The following is a 21883-nucleotide window of genomic DNA, read 5'->3' on the forward strand; positions in this document are numbered from 1 at the left end:
CGTGCGCCAGACAGGATTCGAACCTGCAACCTTTTGATCCGTAGTCAAATGCTCTAATCCATTGGGCTACTGGCGCAGTGCCTGAGTGCTTGATTCAGGCAACTCGGATAGAATAACCCGCTTTGCCGGTGAGAGCAAATCGGCGTGTCGCGCAGTGGTCGGCTGTGCGCTTCCGCCCTCGTAACAGGCTATCGGCGTCCAATGACGGTACTCTGGATGGGTGTTGGCGGCTCCGGCGGGAGCACGCGGATAATCCCGGAAGGAGCGATGGTGGACGGTACCCGATTCGGATGGTGGTCGAGGATTCGGCGTGTGGCGGAGTCGGATACGATATCCGGTTTGATCATGCTGGGGTTCGCCCTGGCGGGTCTGCTGCTCGCCAACGTGCCGGCCACCACGCACCTGTTCGAGGCGATCGCCGAAACGCATGTCGCGGTGCCGAGCACCAACATCGATCTGCCCATCGGCCACTGGGCGCAGGACGGTCTGCTGACCATCTTCTTCCTCGTGGTGGGTCTCGACCTCAAACAGGAGCTGACCACGGGCTCGCTGGCGAATCCGCGGGCTGCAGCGGTGCCGATGGCCTGCGCGGTCGGCGGCATGATGGTGCCTCCGGTGCTGTTCCTGCTGGTGACGTGGCTGTTTTCGACGTTCGGCCCCGCCTCCCCGGGATTCGCCATGGTGGCCTCCGGCGAGGTGCATGCCTTCGGGACCCTCGCCCAGGGGTGGGCCATCCCCACGGCCACGGACATCGCCTTCTCGCTGACGGTGCTGGCCCTGTTCGCCAAGGGGCTTCCCGGCAGCATCCGCGCGTTCCTGATGACGCTCGCCACGGTGGATGACCTGCTCGCCGTCATCGTCATCGCCCTGTTCTTCTCCTCGCTCAACGCCTGGTACTGGTTCCTCGGCATCGCCGCATGCGCCGCCGCGTGGGCGCTGCTGGTCAGAATGCGCCGCGTCCCCTGGCCGCTCGTCGCCATCGTGGGCGCGCTCGCCTGGGTCATGATGTTCGAGGCCGGCGTGCACCCCACGCTGTCCGGAGTGCTGGTCGGCCTGCTGACGCCGTCACGCGAGATGCACGGGGAGGAGACCCCCCGCGCCGAACGGTACAAGGACAAGCTGCAGCCGTTCTCGGCGCTGCTCGCGCTGCCGATCTTCGCACTGTTCGCCACCGGCGTGCATTTCAAGACGCTGAGCCTCGCGATGATGACCTCCCCCGTGGTGCTCGGCATCATCGCCGCGCTGGTGATCGGCAAGCCCGTGGGCATCATGCTGACGGCGTGGGTGACCACCCATTTCGCGGGACTGCGTCTGGCCAAGGGACTGCGTCTGCGCGATCTGTTCCCCGCGGCATGCGCCTGCGGCATCGGGTTCACGGTGTCGTTCCTCATCGCCACGCTGGCCTACGACGATCCGGAGCTCTCCGGCGAGGCCCGGTTCGGCGTGCTGGTCGCTTCGCTGATCGCCGCCCTGATCTCCGGCGTGCTGCTAAGCCATCAGGCCCGGACGTATCGGCGTCGCGCTACCGGAGACGAGCGGCAAACGGCGGTACGATGATCATCGGATAAGGAGCGATACGGTATGGCGAAGATGGTGCGCAAAAACGGCAAGAAGGCCAAGGACAAGAAAGACGGCAAGAAGTCCAAGCACGACAAGGCGGCCAAGGATCTCGGCCAGTCCCTTGACGCCGTGGCCGTCACGGATGAGACGGCGGACGACGTGACCGAGAACGGGGATGCGGCTGCGCGGGACGACGAGGCCTCGCCGCTGGGGGAGACCTACCATCGCGGTCCGGTGGTGATGCGCGGATCGATGATCCCGGACAGCACCACCATCGGCAACCTGCTGCGCAACGACGAAAGCACCGACTGGCTGCACATGGATCCGTGGAGGGTGCTGCGCATCCAGGCGGAATTCGTCGACGGCTTCGGCGCGCTCGCCGAAGTGGGCCCCGCGGTGGCCGTGTTCGGTTCGGCCCGTACCAAGCGCACGGATCCGGCATACAAGGCGGCACGCCGTATGGGACGACTGCTGGCGGAACGCGGCATCGCCACCATCACCGGGGGAGGGCCGGGCATCATGGAGGCCGCCAACCGGGGCGCCTCGCTGGCCGGCGGCACCTCCGTGGGACTGGGCATCGAGCTGCCCCACGAACAGGGCCTGAACAGCTACGTGAATCTGGGCATGACGTTCCGGTACTTCTTCGTCCGCAAGACCATGTTCGTCAAGTATTCGTCCGGCGTGATCGTCTGTCCCGGCGGGTTCGGCACGATGGACGAGATGTTCGAGGTGCTCACCCTGGTGCAGACGCACAAGGTGACCACGATGCCCGTGGTGCTGTTCGACACGGCATACTGGCGGGGACTGTTCGACTGGATCAACGGCACGCTGATCGACCGTGGCATGATCTCGCCGATCGATCCGGATCTGGTGACGCTCACCGACGATCCGGACGAGGCCGTGGAACGTGCCACCAGACTGATTTCGGAGCGTTGAGCGGGATTCCGGGGCGTTTGCTGAGCGAGCGCTACTGCTTGATCGACAGCAGCATGCCCGTGCCGATGGGGACGATGCAGGAGACGAACCGTTCGTCCTGCAGCGTCTCGTCGATCAGCTGACGCATATGCGTGGCCTTGTCCCCGTGATCGGCGGGATCCAGCAGGCCTCCCCGCGACCCCTCGACGTCCACGGCCAGCACGTCGCACATCACCAGCTCGCCGCCGACGCGCAGCAGACGGTGGGCGTGGTCGAGCGCGGACTCGTAGTTGACGTTCTCCCCGTTGATGACGATGAGATCGTAGTCGCCGGCGTTGAGACGGGGAAAGTAGACGCTGGGCTTGGCGTTGACGACGCGCAGCTTGGTGCGCACGCCGTCCTGCACGCCGGAGAAGACGCGTCGGATAAGCGACGTGCCCTGAGCCGAGGAATCCACCGTGGTGAGCTGGCCGCTGACGTCGGGATCGTTCGACTCCAGCGCCTCGAGCAGATGGGCGGACTCCACCACGGATCCCGAGCCCAGCACGATCACCGACCGGGCCTTCAGCTGTCGCGCCTGCATGGCGAGAAAACCGGCCTGAGCCGCCGACCCCTGCGTGAATCCCGCGTCGGTGCACTGTCGGCGCAGACGATGCAACGCGGGGGGCTCGGCGGCATAGGCGGTGTCCTCAATGAACTCCCAACCCTTGGCGAGATTGGTGTAATCGGTTCTGTTCATCGGTGTCCTTTGACGTTTGACGTTGTCGAAGTTTCGTGAATCCCCGTCGCCGCATGGACGGCATCAGGCGTCGGCCGTCTGCCGGGCCTTTCTGGCGGCATCGACCTTCTGGATGGTCTGCCACAGCTCCTCGCCCACGTCGATGCCCTTGGGGCAGTGCATGGAGCAGGCCCTCACCGACTGGCATGCCGAGGCGCCGTCCGAGCCCATCAGCGAGTCCAGTCGGTCATCGGCGATGGAGTCGCGGGAGTCGTTGAGGAAACGGGACACCGTGATCATGGCCGCCGGGCCGACGAACGCCTCGCCTCCCGCATACACGGGGCAGCTGCCCTCGCACACCCCGCAGGCGATGCAGTTGCTCAGCAGCTCGTATCGCGCCAGCTGCTCGGGACTCTGCAGGTATTCGAAGGCGTCGATCTTGCCGTCATCGGTGGTCTTCAGCTCCCCGGAGGCCTCGAGGTACGGGCGCAGGCGACGGATCTGGTCGAGCATGGGATCCACGTCGGCGATCAGGTCGCGCTGCGTGGGGAATCCGGGCAATGCGGCCAGATCGATGACCAGACCGGTGCCCGGTTCGAGTGCATCGAGGTCCAGGGCCTGGGCGTCGTCGTCAACGGGCTGGCCGGTGGGACGGAACCCCTCGTTCGCCGTGAAGTCGGGGGAATCGGGCTTCACCCAGTCGCGCACCTTCGCCGTGCACAGCAGCGTGGGCGTGCCGTTGATCGCCACGGCGTCGGAACCGCACATGCCATGGCCGCACGAATACCGGAACGCCAGCGACGGATCCTGCTCGCGCTTGATCATCAGCAGACAGTCCAGTACGGAATCGTTGGCGTGTACGCTGACCCGGTACTCCTGGGTCCAGCGTTTGCCGCGGACCCTCCCGGGACGGGACGACGCGCCGGAATCGCCGAACGGGGACTTCTTCGCGAAAGGACTGCCTCCGCGGCGACGCGAGGCCTTCTCCGGTTTCGGGGTGAAACGGGCGATTCTCAGCGTCACGTCAAGCATGCGATTGGCATCGGCAGTGGTCATAGGGGGCAGCTCCTCAATCATCGGTACTCACACACAGTGTAGTAGAGCGGTCGATATCGATCAGTAGGCGCGAGCCTTGGGCGGGAACGCGGTGATGACCACCGGCTGCCAGGAGAGCATCGAATCGGCGTCGATCATGGAATGCGCCAGGAACCGTTCGTCGTCGCGCTGCGGGAAATCACGGCGATACAGGGATCCGCGCGACTCCTCGCGTCCGTCGGAGGCGGTGAGCACGGCCTTGGCCAGACGCACGAGATGACGCGCCTCGAGAATGGCGGTGACCTCCTGATTGTAGGCGGCGGTGTCGCTGTGCGCATGCAGCGCCCCGGCGCGGTCGGACAGCGTGCCGGACACCTCGCGCAGGGCCTCGGTAAGGCCGTCGTGGTCGCAGCGGACGGCGGCGTACCGTTCCATGACGGCGCCGAGATCGGCCATCACGCGATACGGATTGTCATCATCCATATCGGCGGCCTGCCCGTCGTCGCCATCGGAGACGGCCGCTCCGGCGAGCAGCGAGGCGATGTCCTCGGACCGGGCCGCGGCGGCCTCGTCGACGGCGGGGGAGTCGTCGTCGCATTCCGTGGGATCAAGACCCTCGCCGAGCGCCTCGGCATAGGCGGCGGCGATCCGCGACGCCACGGCCTGACCCGCGCGGGTGCCGAACAGGCAGGCGTCGAGCAGGGAGTTGGCGCCCAGACGGTTCGCCCCATGCACGCTGACGCACGAGCACTCGCCGGCGGCGAACAGGCCGTCCACCGTTCTGCGGGCCCCGTCGACCCACTCGTAGACGTTGCCGTCGGCCATGATGGGAATGCCTCCCATCGTGTAGTGCGCGGTGGGGCGGATCGGAATCAGATCGGTCGCCGGATCCAGTCCCGCATAGTCGCGCACCGTTTCGCACACCTCCGGAAGCCGGCCCTCCAGCACGTCGTGGCCCAGCGCCCGCAGATCAAGCCACACGCAGTCCTTCGGCCCGTCCGGGTCCTTGGGATCGGCCACGCCACGGCCGGCATCCACTTCGGCCATGATGGAACGGGAGACGACGTCGCGGGCCGCCAGATCGCCATGGCCCGGCGCATAGCGGTCCATGAAATGCTCCCCGTCGGCGTTGAGCAGACGTCCGCCCTCGCCTCGGGCGGCCTCGGACAGCAGGATGCCGGTATGGGCCAGACCCGTGGGATGGAACTGCACGAATTCGACGTCCTCCAGCTGCAGTCCGGCCTCAAGCGCCAGCGACATGCCATCCCCCGTCAGATCCCAGGAGTTGGACGTGGTATGGAAGAGCCTGCCGGCGCCGCCGGTGGCCAGTAGCACGTTGCGGGACCTCACCGCATGGACCTTGCCGGAATGGGTGTCGAGCACCACCACGCCGCGGGAACGCTGTTCTCCATCATCCCCCGTCTCGACCACCAGATCGGTGACATACCATTCCTCGGCGAACTGCACGCCCGCTTTGACGCACTGCTGCCACAGGGAATGCAGGATCTGATGGCCGATGCGGTCGGCGGCGTAGGCGGTGCGGTGCACCGGCTGTTTGCCGAATTCGGCGGTATGCCCTCCGAACAGACGCTGGGCGATATGGCCGTCCTGCGTGCGGGAGAACGCCACGCCGTCATGCTCCAATCCGATCACGGTGGCGGGCGCCTGACTGGCCAGAATCTCGACCATGTCCTGATCGGCGAGCCAGTCGCTGCCCTTGATCGTGTCGAATAGATGCCAATGCCAGTCATCATGCTCCACATTGCCCAGACTGGCCGCGATGCCGCCCTCCGCGGACCCGGTGTGGGAACGCAACGGCTGCAGCTTCGAGATCACCAGGATCCTCGGCTGGACGCCCTGCTGGGCGATCTCCTCGTAGGCGGGGGATCGCAGCAGCCCCAGGGCCGCCGACAGCCCCGCGGCGCCGGCTCCGACGATTACGGCATCATACTGTTCTTCCAACTGCTTCGGACTCATAGTCCCGATTGTCCCACATGGCCTGACCTGTGACCCGTACGCCGGCTAGCGCGCGGCGCTCGCGGACCGGAGGCGGACGATGCCGTCGTCCCCCATGCGGATCATGCCCCGCGACTCCATGAGACCGAGCAGCGCGTGCAGTCCGCCGACGGACACCGTCGCCGTGGCCGGCTTCGCCGACAGATACCGCATGATCTCGTCCACGGTGGCCGGAACGTGGCGGCGTGCGCAGCTGCGGACGGCGGTGAGCACCATCGACGCCCCGCGGTCGTCCCCGTCCGATTCCCCGGCGGCCGCGGTCGTCGACGGCGCCGGATCCGCGGTCCTGACGTCCCGTTCCGCCGCCTTGTCCCGTTCCACTGGCTCGTCCCCTCCGCCCGGTTCGCAGGGCAGATGGCTAGGGTGACAGCATTCCCCGATATCCGTGGCCGAATGCAGCAGGATCGCCTTGCCCTCGTGGATCAGCCGGTTGCATCCCGTATTGAACGGCTCGTCGATGTCGCCCGGTGCGGCGTAGACTTTCCGGCTCATCTCGGCCGCCCAGGTGGCGGTGCTCAGCGCGCCGGATCGGTGACGGGCCTGCGCCACGATGATCACGTCGGACAGGGCGGCGATAATGCGGTTGCGCAGCAGGAAGCGCCGGGCCTCGGGGATGGTGCCGGGCGGCATCTCCGAAACCAGGGCGCCGCGTTCGGCCAGCATCGCGTCGAACAGGGGAAGGTTGCGCGCCGGGCCTCGATGGTCCAGACCTCCGGCGAACACCGCCACCGTGCGTCCGGCGTGGTCGGGATCGTCGCCGTTCTCACGCTCCCGTCGCGCCGCCAACGCTCCCCAATGGGCCGCGGCATCGGTGCCCATGGCCCCTCCTGAAACCAGCAGATGCCCGTCTCTCGCCGCATGAAGCCCCGCATTGCGGGCCACGAACCGTCCGTAGTCGTTGGCGTCCCGGGACCCGACCACGGCCACGGGCGCCTCGCAGCTGACCAGCGAGGACGGATCACCCATGCCCCATAGGCACAGCGGCGGCGCCCAGTCCGAGCGAATCGCCAGATCCGTGAGCTGATGGGGCCAGCAGGGCGATTCCGGCGTGATGATCCACTGGTCGTCGTCATGGGTCATCATCCCGGCCAGTGCCCCGTAATCGCCCAGAGGCAGCCGCAGCAGCCGGTCCCGCCAGCGGGTCAGGGCGTGCCGGAAACTCTCCAGCTCCTTCGGCCCCACCCGTCGGCCCCATTTCGCCGTGCCGACGATGAACAGGCGCTCCAGCATCCGGTCGTTACCGGGAAAACCCTCCCGATCGGCGCCGACCAGCCACCACGGCGGTTCGGCAAGCGTCGACCTGAGCACCAGCGTCAGCGCCTGCGTGGCGTTCTCCGCGCCCTTCAGCAGAGCGTACATCAGGGCGTCCGGTCCGTCGGTGGCGAAGGTCAGCACCGCTCTGGCCATGGCATCGCCGTTCATCGCAGTCTCGTCCTCAGTGCGATGCCCGCCGCCACGTCCCCGTCATCGGGACTGGTCCGTCCCGCCACGTCGGCAAGCGTCCATGCCAGCCGCAGCGCACGATCCGCGCCCCTCAGGGAAAGCCGTTCGCTCTTCAGCGCCTGGGAGATCAGCGTCAGCGCCGAGCGCGAGGTATTCGCGCGCAGCCATTCGCCGCTGGCCTTGGCGTTGCAATGCCACCCGTGCATGCGGTACCGTTCCGCGGCCGCCGCCCGGGCCTCGATCACCCGGTGCCGGATCCGGTCGCTTGATTCCCTCGGCTTCGATTCGTCCCCCGCGTATTCCGCCACCGGAGGCACCGTGATCTGGATGTCGATGCGATCGAGGATCGGTCCCGAAAGACGGTTCCAGTACCGGGTCCGGTCCTTGGCTGTGCAGACGCATCGTTCGCCGCTTCCCCAGCCGAATCCGCACGGGCACGGATTGGCCGCCATCACCAGCTGGAATCGTGCGGGGAAGTGCGTGGTGGCCTTCGACCGGCTGATGGACACGAATCCGGTTTCCAGCGGCTCCCTGATGGTCTGTAGCGCCCTCGTGGAGAACTCCGGAGCCTCATCCATGAACAGCACGCCGCCATGCGCCCGGGTGATCGCCCCCGGTACGGCGACGCCGCTGCCGCCTCCCACGAGGGACGGCGCCGAGGCGGTGTGGTGCGGAGCCTCGTACGGCGGCACTTCGGTGATGCCGTACGCGGGCAGCGTGCCGCACAGCGATCTGATGGACGCCACCTCCAGCTGTTCGCGTTCGTTGAGCGGCGGCATGATCGTGGGCAGGCGGGAGGCCAGCATGGTCTTCCCCGTGCCGGGCGGCCCCACCATGATCACGTGGTGTCCGCCGGCGGCCGCCACCTCCAGCGCCCATTTCGCCTGTTCCTGACCGATCACCTGATTCATGTCCGGCCGATCCCCGTCGGCCTCCACGGCCTCGTCGGGTGACCGGGAAGGAGTCCCGTGCCCGGCCGTCACGCCGTGATCGGGATCGATCCGGTACTTCGCCCTGCCGCCCATATGCTCGATGAGCTCGCCGACGTGTCGTACCGGCGTGACCTCGATGTCCGGCACCAGTGCGGCCTCCGCCATATTGGCGTAGGGCACGAACGCCCGTGAGATGCCGCTGGCCCGCGCGTGTAGCAGGATCGGCAGCAGGCCGGTCACCGGCAGCACCGTGCCGTCGAGCTTGAGCTCGCCGAGCACCAGGGTCTCCTGCAGGCAGTCATGGGGGATCGCCCCGCCGGCGCACAGGACGCTGGCGGCGATGGCCAGATCATGGCCCGCCCCTCGTTTGGGCAGGGACGCGGGGGAAAGATTGACGGTGACCCGGGTCTGCGGCCAATGGAATCCGGCGGAGGAGCATGCGGAGCGCACCCGTTCCCGGGCTTCGGACAGCGAGGCGTCGGGCAGTCCGATGATCGAGAAATACGGCAGTCCCTGCGAGATGTACGCCTGCATGGAGATGGTGAACGCCTTGAGGCCGACGAGCCCCACGGAAAGTGCCGTGCCGATCCTCATTGCAGCGCCCCCGGAATATGGGTGATCCGCGGGGCCCGGGCGCCGCCGTCCACGCTGAGCGCGATGACGTCGAACCTCGTGCCGCGGTGGCGCACATGCCTGCCGTATTCCATCAGCCATTGCGCCGCGGCCCGCCTGATCGTCATGCGCTTGTGGGCGGTCACCGCCTCCTGAGGCGGGCCGAAATGGGCGGTCCGCCTCGTTTTGACCTCCACGAACGTCAGCTGCAGGGCGGGGGAGAGCGCCACGATGTCGAGTTCGCCGTATCGGGACTGCCAATTGCGGTCGACGATCGTCCATCCGCGGCATTCCAGCCAAGCGCAGGCGTAGGCCTCGCCGACGCTGCCGAGCTGCCGTGACGTGAGATCCGGACGATGTATCTGCTGGGTGAGTTGTTGGAGTGTGTTCATGGTTCCGACTACACCACCATCGCGCCGACCGCGCCACGGTTTTCGGACGATGTGGTCGAACGTGGGTTTTCGCGGCGTCGGATGTGGACGGACTGACCATGTTTCGCGCCGAATGTGGACGATTATGCCGTTATCAACAGTCCCGGGGCGAAATTGTGCCGTCCATGCGCAGAACATGCGCAGAAGTGCGGTCGTCCGCTCTGGGCTGCGGCGGTCGGCCATACCGTGAACGGTGTGCGCAAACTGAGAAGGATGATGACCATCGGAGTGACGACACTGGTCCTGCTGGTGGTGTTCGCCCTGCTTGGACAGGCGATGGCACCATCATGGAAGGTCGAACCGTTCGAGGATCACATCGCCCTGGGATCGTCCGACGTCGCCGTGAGGGCGAACAGGCCGGTAGCCGTGCATGAAGGCGCCTATCGCGTCCGCACCGTGAACCTGACCGTCACGACGGGCGACGGGGCCCGCATCCGGGCCGTACTGCGCGAGCCGGTGAACGCGCCCTCCGATCGGCCCGCGTGCCTGTTCATCCACGGTTCCGGCACCGGTTCCGCCCACGATTTCGCGGATATCGCCTCCTCGATGGCCTCGGCCGGCATCACCACGCTGGTCCCGGAGAAACGGCTCGACGACTACTCGTGGATCCACCGGGACTACGCCCGATTCGCCGACGACTACGGACGGGCGCTGACGCTGCTGAGAAGCCGGCACGGCGTGGACCCCGCCCGAACCGGCCTGTACGCGGAATCGGAGGGCACCTGGATCGCCACGTTGATGACCGATCGCGACGAGCATATCGGATTCGCCATCCTGTCCTCGGCCCCCGTGGTCTCCGGACGCCAGCTCATGGCCATGGCCGCCAGCGCCTATCTGCAACGGGCCGGAGCGCCCGCCCAGGTGAGCGACAACGTCGCCAAGCTCATGTCGATGGATTTCGCGCCGTTCGATCTTCGATACGGCGACTTCGACGCCCGACGGTACCTGCCGTCGCTCACCATGCCCGTCCTGGTCAACTACGGGGTGCTGGACACCGCCATGCCCATCGAACAGGGAGCCGAAACCATCATCGCCGCCGCGCACCGGTCCGGCAACGACAACGTGACCGTCCGATACTTCCGAGCCAACCATCAGATGAGGGCCGGCGAAGGACTGTTCACCCCGGGACTGCCGCTCGCCGACGGATACACACACACCCTGGATGATTGGGTGAACGCCGTCGCCGCGGGCACGAAGGCCGACGGATGGGCCACCGCCCGGATCGCCGGGGTGACGCCCGACCAGCGATTCACCGCTCCCCGGTGGACGTCCTCCGGCCTGATCGGCTCGCTGGGACTGCTCTGCGCCATGACCGTCGCCGCGGTGCTCGCCCCGCTGTTGGCGGCGGTGGCGGCGCTCGCGCTCGCCGTGGGCAAGCGGTTCGGTACACGGCGTTCAGGCACGCGGCGTTCAGGCATACGGGGTTCAGATACGCGGCGCGCCGGATCGCGGCGTTTCCGATTGCGGCATGGCCGGTTCGATGCGGGGCTGGCGCGATTGCTGGTCGTATCGGGCACCGTTCCCACGCTGATCGTCCTCATGCTGCACGTCTATCTGGGCTTCGTCGGATGGAGTGCCGTGATGCTGCATGATCGGACGGCCCTGCTCGCCTTCGGCTGGGCGGCGCTTCGTATCGCCGCGCTGGGCAACATGGTGTTCGTCGCATGGCTCATCGTCCGGTGCCGGGACGAGCTACGCCGCCGCGGCACCGACGCCGCCGATCGCGGCGCAGACCCACATGACGCAGGCCCATCCGGCGACGTTCCCGGTCCTGCGATCGTGGGGCCGGGACACTGGCTGACGGCGGCGCTGGTCGTGGTGGGGGCGCTGCTGTCGCTGGCCGTCATGGCCTTCTGGGGACTGTTCGGCCTGTAGCCGGTCGGTCTGTAGCCGGTCGGTCTGTAGCCGGTTGCTGTCCTGCCCGCCGTCGCCGTGGCTACCGCGCCTGATCGACCAGACCGGTGAGCTCGCCGAGGCTGAGCTCGAAGCTCACGCCGCGCTCCTCGAAATGCGGCTGATCGCGGGTGTGACGCATGGCGGAGCGGACGAACTGCCCGGCGATGTATGCGGACCGGGCCAGGCCGAGACCCGCCATCACGGCGCCGCACAGCGCCGAGGCGAAGGCGTCACCGGTGCCGTGGATCATGTACGGCAGCTTCTCATGCGTCAGCTCGATCGCGCCCTCGCCGCCGGTTTCGGCGTTCGCCACGTAGTTGCGCAGCATGCCGTCGCCGCGGTCGATGCCCTTGAGCACCACGTTGCGGGCGCCGAGGTCCAGCAGCGCGTCCAGCCAGTCGCGGGCCTCGTCCTCGCTGAGGTTCCGACCGGGGTATTCGCGGCCGGTCAGCAGCGAGGCCTCGGTCAGGTTCGGCATCAGCACGTCCGCCCCACGGGCCAGTTCGGCGGTGGCGCGGCACAGCTCCTCGGTGTAGGTGGGATACATCCTGCCGCCGTCGCCCATCACCGGATCGACCAGACGAAGAGCCTTCGGATATTCGCGGTACAGCCGCTGGATCAGCGCCACCTGCTCGGCGGAGCCGAGGAAGCCGCTGTACACGCCGTCGAGCTCCACGCCCTCCTTGCGCCAGGCGTCAAGATAGGCGGGCAGCATGGCGGTGGTGTCGTTGAAGGTGTAGTCCTTGAACATCGTGTGCGCGCTGAACAGGGCGGTGGGCACCGGACACACGTCGCAGCCGGCCGCCGAAAGGATCGGGATCGCGGCGGTCAGCGAGCACTTGCCGTAGCCGCACATGTCGTGCACGGCGGCCACGCGGGGGATGTAGCGCGGATCGCGCTCGAACAGCGTTACGTCATCGTCGAAAGAGGTCTCATCGAAGGTGGTCATGGCATCGGCCTTTCTGTCGTCCATCGGGTCGCCGTCGCATACCCATACGCAACACAGCATATCGGCCTCCGACGTGCTCGTTTCGGCGTGTCCCGGCCTTCGGATTGCCGCTGGGACGGCCGTGTAACGCGTTATCAACCCTTTGTCGTGCAAGAGACTGCTAAAAGGCTATAAGCAACCGTAATAGCGAAAAGCCCGTTTCGGCTTGAATCAGGGGCCTTCGGGCGCATATGGTCATAACCATCAACGCAAGGACGACGGTCCGGGAATCCTCCGGAACCTCACCGAGCGAAGGCAACGACAGTAACCACACCACGATCCAAGGAGCACACCACCATGGCTGAGAAGAACAAGAACTACCGCTTCGAGACCCTGCAGCTGCACGTCGGTCAGGAGCAGGCCGATCCGGCCACCGATTCCCGCGCAGTGCCGATCTACGCCACCACCTCCTACGTCTTCCATGACTTCGACCACGCCGAGGCCCGCTTCGGACTGCAGGATCCGGGCAACATCTACGGCCGTCTGACCAACTCCACCCAGGGCGTGTTCGAGGACCGCATCGCCGCCCTCGAAGGCGGCACCGCCGGCATCGCGGTCGCCTCGGGCGCCGCGGCCGTCGAGTACGCCGTGCGCAACATCACCCAGTCCGGAGACCACATCGTCTCCTCCAAGAACATCTACGGCGGCACCTTCAACCTGCTCAAGCACACCCTGCCGCGCGACGGCATCACCACCACCTTCGTCGACCCCGAGGTCCCGCAGAACTTCGAGGACGCCATTCAGGAGAACACCAAGCTCGTCTACTTCGAGACCTTCGGCAACCCGAACGCCGACCTGCCCGACTTCGAGGCCATCTCCGAGATCGCCCACAAGCATCATCTGCCGGTCATCGTCGACAACACCTTCGCCACCCCGTACCTGTTCCGTCCGCTGGAGCACGGCGCCGACGTGGTCGTTGAGTCCGCCACCAAGTTCATCGGCGGCCACGGCACCACGCTGGGCGGCGTCGTCGTCGAGGGCGGCAAGTTCAACTGGGCCGAGGTCCCGGGCAAGTTCCCGACCCTCACCGAGCCGGATCCGTCCTACCACGGCCTGAACTTCTACGAGGCCCTGGGCGGCGCCGCGTTCGTGACCCGCATCCGTGCCATCCTGCTGCGCGACACCGGCGCCACGCTGTCCCCGTTCGCCGCGTTCCTGCTCCTGCAGGGCACCGAAACCCTCTCCCTGCGCGTCGAGCGCCATGTGCAGAACGCCCTGAAGGTCGTCGAGTACCTGCAGACCGTGCCCGAGGTGGAGTCCGTCTCCCACCCGGCCATCGAGGGACGTCGCGACCACGAGCTGTACAAGAAGTACTTCCCGAACGGCGCCGGCTCCATCTTCACCTTCGACATCAAGGGCGGCAAGGATGCGGCACGCGTGTTCATCAACAACCTGCACCTGTTCAGCCTGCTGGCCAACGTCGCCGACGTGAAGTCCCTCGTGATCCACCCGGCCTCCACCACCCACTCCCAGGAGACGCTGGAGGAGCTCGAGGATCAGGGCATCCACCAGGGCACCATCCGCCTGTCCATCGGCACCGAGAACATCGAGGACATCCTCGACGACCTCAAGGGCGGCTTCGAGGCCCTGCGCGAGTCCGGCCTCGCCAAGTGAGCCGAATGACCGAGTGATCGGTTCGGTCCGTTGGATTCCGTCGGCCGACGTCGGCGGAACGTCCGGAGCGGCCGATCATCCGGCCTGACCGATTGTTTGATCTGACCGATCATGTGATCCGATGATCCGACCGATCGATCCGGACCTGCACCGGCGTTCAGGGGGAGCGTGCCGGCGTAGGTCCATATCGATCGGGATCGGTGGGGGAAGCTTACCATCGCACATCAGCGGCGCGGGACGAACGGGCATTGCCCGCCGTCCCGCGCTTTTCTCGTTCATCGGTTCTCGTGGCCGCAGATCTCATCCACATAGTCGCGGACGAACGTCAACGCCGCTCCGATGGCGGCCTGATCATGCTGGCAGACGCTTTTGCGCACGCGGAAGTCCATGTCGTCGAAGGACTCCAACGCCTGCATGCGCAGTTTCAGATCCGCCAGATCGTCCATGGTCAGGTACTGGCCGACGTGTCCGCCGATCACGACGTCGCAGTTGAGCACCGTGCGCATGTTCTTGACGGCCAGCGCGAGATGATCGAGATACTGGTGGAAGATGCGTCGATGCGTGTACTCGTCGTCCCTGACCTGATTGAAGAACTCCTTCAGCGTCTCGTCGCGGCCCTCGACGAGCGACCTCGCCGAACAGTAGGCGTCCAGACATCCCAGCTTGCCGCAGTAGCATCGTCTGCCATCGGGGACGAGCGTCATATGCTCCACCGTGCCGTTGCGCATCCCGGCCCCCTGATGAAGACGTCCGTCGATGATCACCGCGCCGCCCAGATAATCCTCCAGATACAGGCACAGCGCGTCCCCGATGTCGGGACGCCGCCAGATCTCCTCCATTGCCGACGCAGCGGAGTCATGGACCAGAACGCATGGGCGGCTGATCTCCCGGCCGAAGGTCTCCACGGTCAGCCCCTCGTTGCCCAGCACCTTGCCGAAGACGACCCGGCGGCCGTCCTTCGAGATGATGCCCTGCATGCAGAACGCCACGCCCAGTATCGGCGATACGTCTGAAGGGGGAAGGGCTTTGACGAGCGAATCGATGAACTGGTTGACGAACTGGCAGACGCGATGATAGTAGGCGTCCCTGTGCGCATACGGAAGCCGGCCGCTGGCCCGCTTGACGCAGTTGCCGCGCAGATCTACCGCGCAGACGACCACCCCTCTGGCGGTCATATGCACGCCGACCGCCAGCCTGACGCGTTCGTTGAACGAATAGATCTGGGGTTTGCGGCCTCCGGTGGAGTGCGAGAACCCCCGGCGAATGACGAACCCCTCGCTCTCGAGATCCCCGAGATTCTGCGTGATGGTGGGCAGGCTCATGTCCAGCGTTCGCGCGAGATCGCGTTTGGAGACGCCGTCATGCCGGTAGATCTCCTCGAGCACCCGATCGCGGTTACGCCGCCTGACCTGAGCCGTCGTCACAGTCGTCATCCGGTAGCCTTTCCACTGACTCATTGTATGCGGTGGCCGCCTTGGGATCCGGCATGTGAAGTAGCATGTCGTACTAGGCAACCGGTCTTCGGAAGGGGAAGCGACATGGGCAGGCATACGGCGAAGGCGGTCCGCGAGCAGCAGGGGAGGGATACACCGCGGCGCGGCCGGACCGCGACATCCCGGACCGCGACATCGACGGTGAATGCATCAACGGTGAATACGTCGACGGTGAGCGCATCGGCGAAGTCGGCATTGGCCCCGACGCCCCAGGCCCCGGCCCCGTCGGTTCCAACCCCGGTCCGTGCGGCGACGGGAACCCCGACGCAGACCGACCCCGCCGTGGTCGCCAGAGCCATCGACCTGACCAAGACCTACGGCGACAAGGACGCCGTGGTCACGGCGCTCGACCACGTCAACGTGTCGTTCATGCGCGGCCAGATGACGGCCATCATGGGACCGTCGGGCTCCGGCAAATCCACGCTGATGCACTGCATGGCCGGACTGGACACGCCCACGTCCGGCACGGTGATCGTGGAGGGGCTCGAAGTCTCCTCGATGAACCAGCGCCAGCTGACCCGCCTGCGCCGCGAACAGATCGGCTTCATCTTCCAGAGCTTCAACCTCGTGCCCACGCTGAGCGCCGAGGAGAACATCCTGCTGCCGTTGCAGATCGCCCGCCGGCCGATAGACCGCGCATGGTTCGACCAGATGGTGCATGTGGTGGGGCTGGAAAGCCGTCTCACCCACCGACCCAGCCAGCTCTCCGGCGGACAGCAGCAGCGCGTGGCCTGCGCGAGGGCGCTGATGGCCAGGCCCAGCGTGATCTTCGCCGACGAACCAACCGGCAACCTCGACTCGCGATCCAGCCGGGAGGTGCTCGGCTTCCTGCGCGATTCGGTGCGCGACTACGGCCAGTCGATCGTGATGGTGACCCATGACCCACGGGCGGCCTCCTACGCGGACCGCGTACTGGTGCTCGCCGACGGACGCATCACCCGGGACATGAGCCACCCCACGTACGAACAGATCCTCGAGGTGTTCGCCGACGACGGGAACGCAAACGGGAACGCACATGGGGACGAATACGACGAACACGGGAACGAACGCGGCGGGGTCGAATCATGATCCGCATCGGACTGCGGGAGGCCCGCGCCCATCTGGGACGATTCGCCATGTCGATCATCGCCATCATGCTCGGCGTCTCGTTCGTCGTCGGCTCGTTCTGCTTCCGTGAAATGCTCAACAACCAGGTCGACGAAATGATGGCGTCGAACGCCGACCATGACGTCTACGTCCGCGGCTCCGAGGAAGTCAAGGACGATGACACAGTCGCGACCTCCTCCACAACCACGTACAACGACATCGACACGGACCTGACCGACACGATCAGGCAGGTCGACGGCGTACGGACCGCCACGGTCGTCTACTCCGTGTCCAGCGGCATGGTCCTGGTCGGCGAGAACGGCGACGCGGTCTCGACCATGGGCGCCCCGACCATCGCCATCGGCTTTTCCAAGGCCGCGCCGTGGCGATCGGCCACCTTCGTCAAGGGCACCTACGCCACCGGCGAACACGAGGTGGCCATCGACGAACAGACCGCCCAACGATCCGGACTGACCGTCGGGGACACCACCAAACTCGTCTACCCCGAAGGCCCGCGCGACGTGAAGGTGACCGGCATCTTCCGCACCTCCAGCAGCCAGGCCGGGGCGATCCTATTGCAGATCGACCCCGACGTGGCCCGGCAAACCGTCGAACGGACGACGGGGGAGAGCGGCAAGACCCAATCCATCGGCGTATACGGCAGCGGCAACCGCGGGGCGCCCCTCGACGCCGACCAGCAGCGGGCGCTCGCCGACGCCATCAACGACCGTCTGCCTGCCAGCGCGAAGGCCCACGCCATCACCGGCGACCAGATGCGCGACGACAACGCCAAGGCCACCAAGGACATGCTCGGCTTCATCCAGCCGCTGATCCTCATCTTCGCGGTGATCGCCCTGTTCGTCGGCTCGTTCATCATCGCCAATACGTTCTCGATGATCGTGCGGGAATCCATGCGTGGGTACGCGCTGCTACGATCGGTCGGCGCCTCGCCGGGGCAGGTGTTCTCCACGGTGATCGTGCAGGCCGTCATCCTTGGCCTGGTCGGTTCGCTCGGCGGCATCGCCTTGGGGTGGGGCGTCGTCCGGCTCATCGTGTTCGGCATGGAGCGCATGGGCACGCCGCTCAGCGGATCGGCGAACCCCACCGTCATCGACATGCTGGTCGGCCTCGTCGTCGGCATGATCGTCACGTTCGTGGGCGCGTCGCTGCCCGCCCGTCGCGCGGCCCTCGCCCCGCCGATCCAGGCGATGAACGAAACCGTCAATCCCGAGAAGCCGGTGCTGCTGCGCGGCGTGCTGGGGTCGGTGATGTGTCTGCTCGGCGTGGCGTCGTGGCTGTTCACCGTGGCGCTGGCCGACGCGGACGGCAGCGGGCCGACGCCCTGGGCCGGTCTGAACGGCATCGCCATCGGCTGGCCGCTGGGCGCCGGCGCGGCCCTGCTCGTCGTCGGCGTGATCGTCATGGGCCCGTCGCTGGTGTCGGTGGCGGGGACGGTCCTCGGATGGCTGCCGTCGAAGATCTTCCGCGTCACCGGCACCCTCGCCCGACGCAATCTCTCCCGATCCAGACGCCGTACCGCCAATACGGCGGCGGCCCTGTTCGTCGGCGTCGCCATCGTGTCATGCCTCGGCGTGGTCGCGTCCTCGGCCAAGGCCTCCGTCGCCGGCATCGTGGACACCGGGCTGAAGGCGGACTACGCCGTCCTGTCGGCCTCATCCGGCCAGCTGCCGGAAGGTGCCGTCCGTGATCTCAAGACGGTCTCCGGCGTCAAATCCACCGCCGCGAACCGGCTGGTCATCGGCGTCAAATACGACGGCGACCGCGTCAACGGCATGACCCTCGCGGTACAGCCCACGCTGTTCACCGACGTGTTCGCCCCCGTCACGAAGGCCGGCGACCCCACGGCGTCCCTGAAGAACGGGGACCTCGTGGTGGGCGAGGACGTGGCCAACGATCGCAGATGGCAGGTCGGCGACACCGTGACGGTCAGCGCGAAGAAAACCCTGATCGATCAGGCGGCCACGGCCAAGGCGCAGCAGGAGTATCAGGCCAAGGTCCAGACCGAGGTCCAGACATTGATGGCGCAGGGCAGGGTCCAGGAGGCCCAGACCCGCATGGAACAGGCCAAGCAGGTGGATCCGACGACGCTGATCCGGACCAGGACCGAGACGACCACCGAACGGGTGAAGGTCGGGGCGATCATCACCAACAACGTCTATCGCAGCTGCGTGATGGTCGGCGACGATCTGGGCGACCGGCTCGGCACGAAGCAGACCCTGTTCACCGTCCAGATGTACGTCGTGGCCAAGCCGGGCGTGGACCGGAATGCCCTGCAGCAGCGGCTGCGCAAGGTGGTGAAGCCGTACTACACGGTGTCCGTGATGAACCACGAGGAATACAAGTCCACCATGAGCTCGATGGTCGATCAGATCCTCCTGATTCTCTACGCCCTGCTGGCGCTGTCCATCGTGATTGCGGTCTTCGGCATCGTGAACACCCTGGCGCTTTCCGTATCCGAACGCACCAGGGAGATCGGCATGCTGCGGGCCATCGGCACGTCGCGGGCCCAGATCCGCGGCATGCTCGCCATCGAAGCGGCGATCATCGCCGTGTTCGGTACGGTGCTCGGTCTCGTCGTCGGTGTGGCCGCCGGCGCGGTGATCCGCAAGGTATACGAGTCGGACGGCCTTGAGACGCTGAGCATCCCGTGGGATCAGCTCGGGCTGTTCCTGCTGGTCGCCATTGTGGTCGGCCTGCTCGCCAGCGTGTCTCCCGCATCCCGTGCCCTGAAAAAGCCGGTGCTGGACGCCGTGGCCTCCGAGTAGTCCCGGGCAATCGGGCGGTTCCTGGCAATCGGGTGATTCCGAGTAGTCCCGGGTAGCGTATCCGTCCTACACTGGTGGCGGGTCGGTGCGCGGCGGCACGCCCGTCGAAGCGGGATCGCCGCGCCCGCCGAACGACTCGGAGTCGAACGACTCGTCAGGAGTGCAGAAAGGACCGCCGTCATGCCGTCTTCGTTTCATCCCCGCATCCCCGAACTGATGATGGCTTCGGGCCCATGCAGCATATACCCCCGGGTGCTTGAGGCCATGGGATGGCAGATGGTGCATCACCGCACCGACGAGTTCGTCGAGCTCATGCTCTCGGTCAGCGATGACCTGTCGAAGCTGTTCAAGACCGCGAACCGCGTGCTGCCGGTGGAGGGCGAGTCCATTCTCGGTCTGGAGATGGCCGCCGCCAATCTGGTGGAGCCGGGGGATGTGTGCATCAATCTGGCATCCGGATACTACGGGGCCGGATATGCGAAGGTGTTGCGCGGGTACGGCGGGGACGTGGTCGACGTGACGGTGCCGTACGACACCTCGGTATCCATCTCGTCGGTTCGACAGGCCCTTGACCGGCATCCGGAGGCGAAGGTGCTGGCGTTCGTGCATTCCGAAACCCCGTCGGCCTCCGAGAACCCGATGGAGGAGATCTGCCGGGAATGCCGTCGACGCGGCGTGCTGACCATCGTCGATTCGGTATCCGGCGTCGGCGGTTCGACCGTGCGGTTCGATGACTGGGGATGCGACGTCGTCGTCACCGGCACGCAGAAATGTCTGGGATCGACGCCGGGCATGTCCCTAGTGGCGGTCAGCGACCGGGCATGGGAGCGGGCCGAGCGGGTGACGCACGACACCGGTCGGTACGAACGCTCCTATCTGAGTTTCCTGCCGTGGCGGCAGTGGGTGGACCACGACTACGTGCCGTATACCCCGCCGATCTCAGCGATCTACGGGCTCAAGGCGGCCCTCGACATCATCGACGACGAGGGCGGTGTGGATGAGACCGTGCGGCGTCACGAACGGGCGGCACGGGCCATGCGCGCCGGCGTGCGGGCGATGGGGCTCGACCTGTGGGTCGATGCCGATGAGCATATGGCGAATTCGGTGACGGCCATCCGACTGCCGGACGATGTTGAGGACGGGCGGCTGCGCGGCCTGATGGACGAGCGATACGGACTGCATGTTTCGGGAGGCCTCGGTGAGGAGGCCGGCCGACTGATCCGCATCGGCCATATGGGGTACACCGCGTCGGCGCAGAAGGTGGTCGCCGCGTTGGGCGTGCTCGGATCGGCCATGATCGATCTGGGACACCCGGTGGACGTCACCGAGGGACTGGCCGCGGCCAACGCGGTGTTCGCCTAGTCGGTTGGTTGGCGTGTAGTCGGCCGGGTTACGCTTAGTCGGTCGGCTCGGGCTGCGTGGGTCGGCTCGGGTCGGCTAGTGCATCGGCTAGTACAGTTCGCGGATCTGCGCGCCGAACGGCCACAGCGCGAGCTTGGCCATTTTGAACGACTGGATGCCGAACGGGATGCCGATGATCGTGATGCAGTTCGCCAATCCGGCGACCACATAGCCCAGTGCCATCCACCATCCGACCAGCAGCACCCAGACGAGGTTGACGATCGTGGAGCCGACGCCGCCCTCGTATACCACGGTTTTGCCGAACGGGGTGAGCGTCAGCGCCGCCATCTTGAACGACTGGATGCCCAGCGGGATGCCGATGATCGTCAGACACAGCACCAGTCCGACGATCGCCCATCCGAAGGCGATCATCAGTCCGCCGAGTACCAGCCACAGAATATTGCCTAATAGTCTCATGGCTTCCACAGTAGGGAACGGCAGAGGATTGCGCCATCAGGGTTTGCCCTGATTGCCCCCTGATTTCGTCCGACGGTACGCCAGTAAGGGGCATACGTCGCCCCCGCTGGCGGGGGCTGGCGGCGGAGCCGACTGGGGTTGGCAGGGCGAAGCGTGTTTGACCACCCCCAGTCCGCCTGCCGGCGTCCAGCCCCCGCCGGCGGGGGCTCCCGGCGTCAGTCGGGTGGGGGTGGTCGGGCGAATGCGTGCTCGGCTCCTGGTGGTGTCGTTTCGGTGTCGGTGGGGTGAACGTTCCCGCATGTCCGTCGAGTATGTGGACGCTCGTTCCGTGGCGGCAACGTGTGCGGGTTATGCTGGGTGTCGGTTGCGGTTCCGGGCCCGGTGCTGGGCTCTTCGAGTGGTTTCGCGACACGCCGGCAGAGCCCTTGCGCGCGTGGGGGTTCCGGGTTGTCGCGCTCTTCTTGGTTTGCGTTTTGGGTTGGTGGCGTGTAAGTTGTTCATTCGTTGCCCGGCACGGCGGGTGGCCTCCTAGTGGTGGTT

Annotated in this window: 16 protein-coding genes and 1 tRNA gene; 7 read left to right on the plus strand and 10 right to left on the minus strand. The window is 66.4% G+C overall.

All coding sequences use genetic code 11. The features are described 5' to 3' along the window. Positions 1–2: 2 nt before the first annotated feature. Positions 3–76: transfer RNA gene (locus CSQ87_RS06685), tRNA-Arg, on the minus strand. Between the two features lie 191 nt (positions 77–267). Here CSQ87_RS06685 and nhaA point away from each other — a divergent pair. Beyond that, positions 268–1557 carry a Na+/H+ antiporter NhaA gene (nhaA, locus tag CSQ87_RS06690; protein ID WP_100513084.1) on the plus strand — a complete coding sequence of 430 codons (1290 nt, stop codon included), beginning with the start codon at positions 268–270 and terminating at the stop codon, positions 1555–1557. A gap of 24 nt (positions 1558–1581) precedes the next feature. Next, positions 1582–2496, plus strand: a complete 915-nt coding sequence (locus CSQ87_RS06695; protein WP_100513085.1) for an LOG family protein — start codon at positions 1582–1584, stop codon at positions 2494–2496. 31 nt (positions 2497–2527) lie between these two features. Here the strand turns inward: CSQ87_RS06695 and CSQ87_RS06700 are convergent, their stop codons facing one another. From CSQ87_RS06700 to CSQ87_RS06725, 6 genes are all read right to left on the minus strand, one after another. Then, positions 2528–3214 carry an O-methyltransferase gene (locus CSQ87_RS06700; RefSeq protein ID WP_100513086.1) on the minus strand — a complete coding sequence of 229 codons (687 nt, stop codon included), beginning with the start codon at positions 3212–3214 and terminating at the stop codon, positions 2528–2530. 63 nt (positions 3215–3277) lie between these two features. After that, positions 3278–4249 (minus strand): succinate dehydrogenase/fumarate reductase iron-sulfur subunit, encoded by a 972-nt coding sequence (locus tag CSQ87_RS06705; RefSeq protein WP_243388865.1) that lies wholly within the window; start codon positions 4247–4249, stop codon positions 3278–3280. A gap of 60 nt (positions 4250–4309) precedes the next feature. Beyond that, the gene (locus CSQ87_RS06710) at positions 4310–6205 is read right to left on the minus strand and encodes an FAD-binding protein (RefSeq protein WP_100513087.1); all 1896 of its coding nucleotides are present in this window, start codon (positions 6203–6205) and stop codon (positions 4310–4312) included. 45 nt (positions 6206–6250) lie between these two features. Further along, positions 6251–7651, minus strand: a complete 1401-nt coding sequence (locus CSQ87_RS06715) for a DNA-processing protein DprA (RefSeq protein ID WP_243388866.1) — start codon at positions 7649–7651, stop codon at positions 6251–6253. A gap of 11 nt (positions 7652–7662) precedes the next feature. Then, entirely contained in the window at positions 7663–9213 is a 1551-nt protein-coding gene (locus CSQ87_RS06720; RefSeq protein ID WP_100513089.1) for a YifB family Mg chelatase-like AAA ATPase, read from the minus strand. After that, positions 9210–9623, minus strand: coding sequence for a YraN family protein (locus CSQ87_RS06725; RefSeq protein WP_100513090.1), 414 nt, complete (start codon positions 9621–9623; stop codon positions 9210–9212). Before CSQ87_RS06725 ends, CSQ87_RS06720 begins: the two co-directional genes overlap by 4 nt. Before the next feature lie 252 nt (positions 9624–9875). On the opposite strand from CSQ87_RS06725, the gene CSQ87_RS06730 reads away from it, so the two are divergent. After that, positions 9876–11537, plus strand: coding sequence for an alpha/beta hydrolase family protein (locus CSQ87_RS06730; protein WP_100513091.1), 1662 nt, complete (start codon positions 9876–9878; stop codon positions 11535–11537). Positions 11538–11598: 61 nt separating this feature from the next. Here CSQ87_RS06730 and CSQ87_RS06735 read toward each other — a convergent pair whose 3' ends face one another. Beyond that, a complete protein-coding gene (locus CSQ87_RS06735; protein ID WP_423734780.1) occupies positions 11599–12531 on the minus strand; it encodes a pyridoxamine kinase in 933 nt (310 codons plus the stop codon). A gap of 312 nt (positions 12532–12843) precedes the next feature. Here CSQ87_RS06735 and CSQ87_RS06740 point away from each other — a divergent pair, with 312 nt between their 5' ends. Further along, on the plus strand, positions 12844–14160 hold the full coding sequence (locus CSQ87_RS06740) for an O-acetylhomoserine aminocarboxypropyltransferase/cysteine synthase family protein (protein ID WP_100513092.1): 1317 nt from the start codon (positions 12844–12846) through the stop codon (positions 14158–14160). 275 nt (positions 14161–14435) lie between these two features. Here the strand turns inward: CSQ87_RS06740 and CSQ87_RS06745 are convergent, their stop codons facing one another. Next, positions 14436–15593 (minus strand): ROK family transcriptional regulator, encoded by a 1158-nt coding sequence (locus CSQ87_RS06745; protein WP_165776772.1) that lies wholly within the window; start codon positions 15591–15593, stop codon positions 14436–14438. Positions 15594–15809: 216 nt separating this feature from the next. Between CSQ87_RS06745 and CSQ87_RS06750 the strand changes: the two genes are divergently transcribed. The 3 genes from CSQ87_RS06750 (at position 15810) to CSQ87_RS06760 (ending at position 20887) form a co-directional block, all read left to right on the plus strand. After that, positions 15810–16721, plus strand: coding sequence for an ABC transporter ATP-binding protein (locus tag CSQ87_RS06750; RefSeq protein WP_423734781.1), 912 nt, complete (start codon positions 15810–15812; stop codon positions 16719–16721). Further along, positions 16718–19525, plus strand: coding sequence for an ABC transporter permease (locus tag CSQ87_RS06755; RefSeq protein ID WP_100513095.1), 2808 nt, complete (start codon positions 16718–16720; stop codon positions 19523–19525). Before CSQ87_RS06750 ends, CSQ87_RS06755 begins: the two co-directional genes overlap by 4 nt. A 180-nt stretch (positions 19526–19705) precedes the next feature. Then, on the plus strand, positions 19706–20887 hold the full coding sequence (locus CSQ87_RS06760) for a pyridoxal-phosphate-dependent aminotransferase family protein (protein WP_100513096.1): 1182 nt from the start codon (positions 19706–19708) through the stop codon (positions 20885–20887). Positions 20888–20974: 87 nt separating this feature from the next. Here the strand turns inward: CSQ87_RS06760 and CSQ87_RS06765 are convergent, their stop codons facing one another. Beyond that, entirely contained in the window at positions 20975–21343 is a 369-nt protein-coding gene (locus tag CSQ87_RS06765) for a YccF domain-containing protein (protein WP_100513097.1), read from the minus strand. Positions 21344–21883 lie beyond the last annotated feature (540 nt).

This window comes from Bifidobacterium simiarum, assembly GCF_002802905.1.
GTDB lineage: Bacteria > Actinomycetota > Actinomycetes > Actinomycetales > Bifidobacteriaceae > Galliscardovia > Galliscardovia simiarum.

Coding starts and splice junctions, on each gene's coding strand:
- CSQ87_RS06700 (WP_100513086.1), bottom strand. CDS start 3,214: ATGAACAGAACCGATTACACCAATCTCGCCAAGGGTTGGGAGTTCATT.
- CSQ87_RS06695 (WP_100513085.1), top strand. CDS start 1,582: ATGGCGAAGATGGTGCGCAAAAACGGCAAGAAGGCCAAGGACAAGAAA.
- CSQ87_RS06720 (WP_100513089.1), bottom strand. CDS start 9,213: ATGAGGATCGGCACGGCACTTTCCGTGGGGCTCGTCGGCCTCAAGGCG.
- CSQ87_RS06725 (WP_100513090.1), bottom strand. CDS start 9,623: ATGAACACACTCCAACAACTCACCCAGCAGATACATCGTCCGGATCTC.
- CSQ87_RS06730 (WP_100513091.1), top strand. CDS start 9,876: ATGATGACCATCGGAGTGACGACACTGGTCCTGCTGGTGGTGTTCGCC.
- CSQ87_RS06755 (WP_100513095.1), top strand. CDS start 16,718: ATGATCCGCATCGGACTGCGGGAGGCCCGCGCCCATCTGGGACGATTC.
- CSQ87_RS06715 (WP_243388866.1), bottom strand. CDS start 7,651: ATGGCCAGAGCGGTGCTGACCTTCGCCACCGACGGACCGGACGCCCTG.
- CSQ87_RS06760 (WP_100513096.1), top strand. CDS start 19,706: ATGCCGTCTTCGTTTCATCCCCGCATCCCCGAACTGATGATGGCTTCG.
- CSQ87_RS06705 (WP_243388865.1), bottom strand. CDS start 4,249: ATGACCACTGCCGATGCCAATCGCATGCTTGACGTGACGCTGAGAATC.
- nhaA (WP_100513084.1), top strand. CDS start 268: ATGGTGGACGGTACCCGATTCGGATGGTGGTCGAGGATTCGGCGTGTG.
- CSQ87_RS06745 (WP_165776772.1), bottom strand. CDS start 15,593: ATGACGACTGTGACGACGGCTCAGGTCAGGCGGCGTAACCGCGATCGG.
- CSQ87_RS06710 (WP_100513087.1), bottom strand. CDS start 6,205: ATGAGTCCGAAGCAGTTGGAAGAACAGTATGATGCCGTAATCGTCGGA.
- CSQ87_RS06735 (WP_423734780.1), bottom strand. CDS start 12,531: ATGGACGACAGAAAGGCCGATGCCATGACCACCTTCGATGAGACCTCT.
- CSQ87_RS06765 (WP_100513097.1), bottom strand. CDS start 21,343: ATGAGACTATTAGGCAATATTCTGTGGCTGGTACTCGGCGGACTGATG.
- CSQ87_RS06740 (WP_100513092.1), top strand. CDS start 12,844: ATGGCTGAGAAGAACAAGAACTACCGCTTCGAGACCCTGCAGCTGCAC.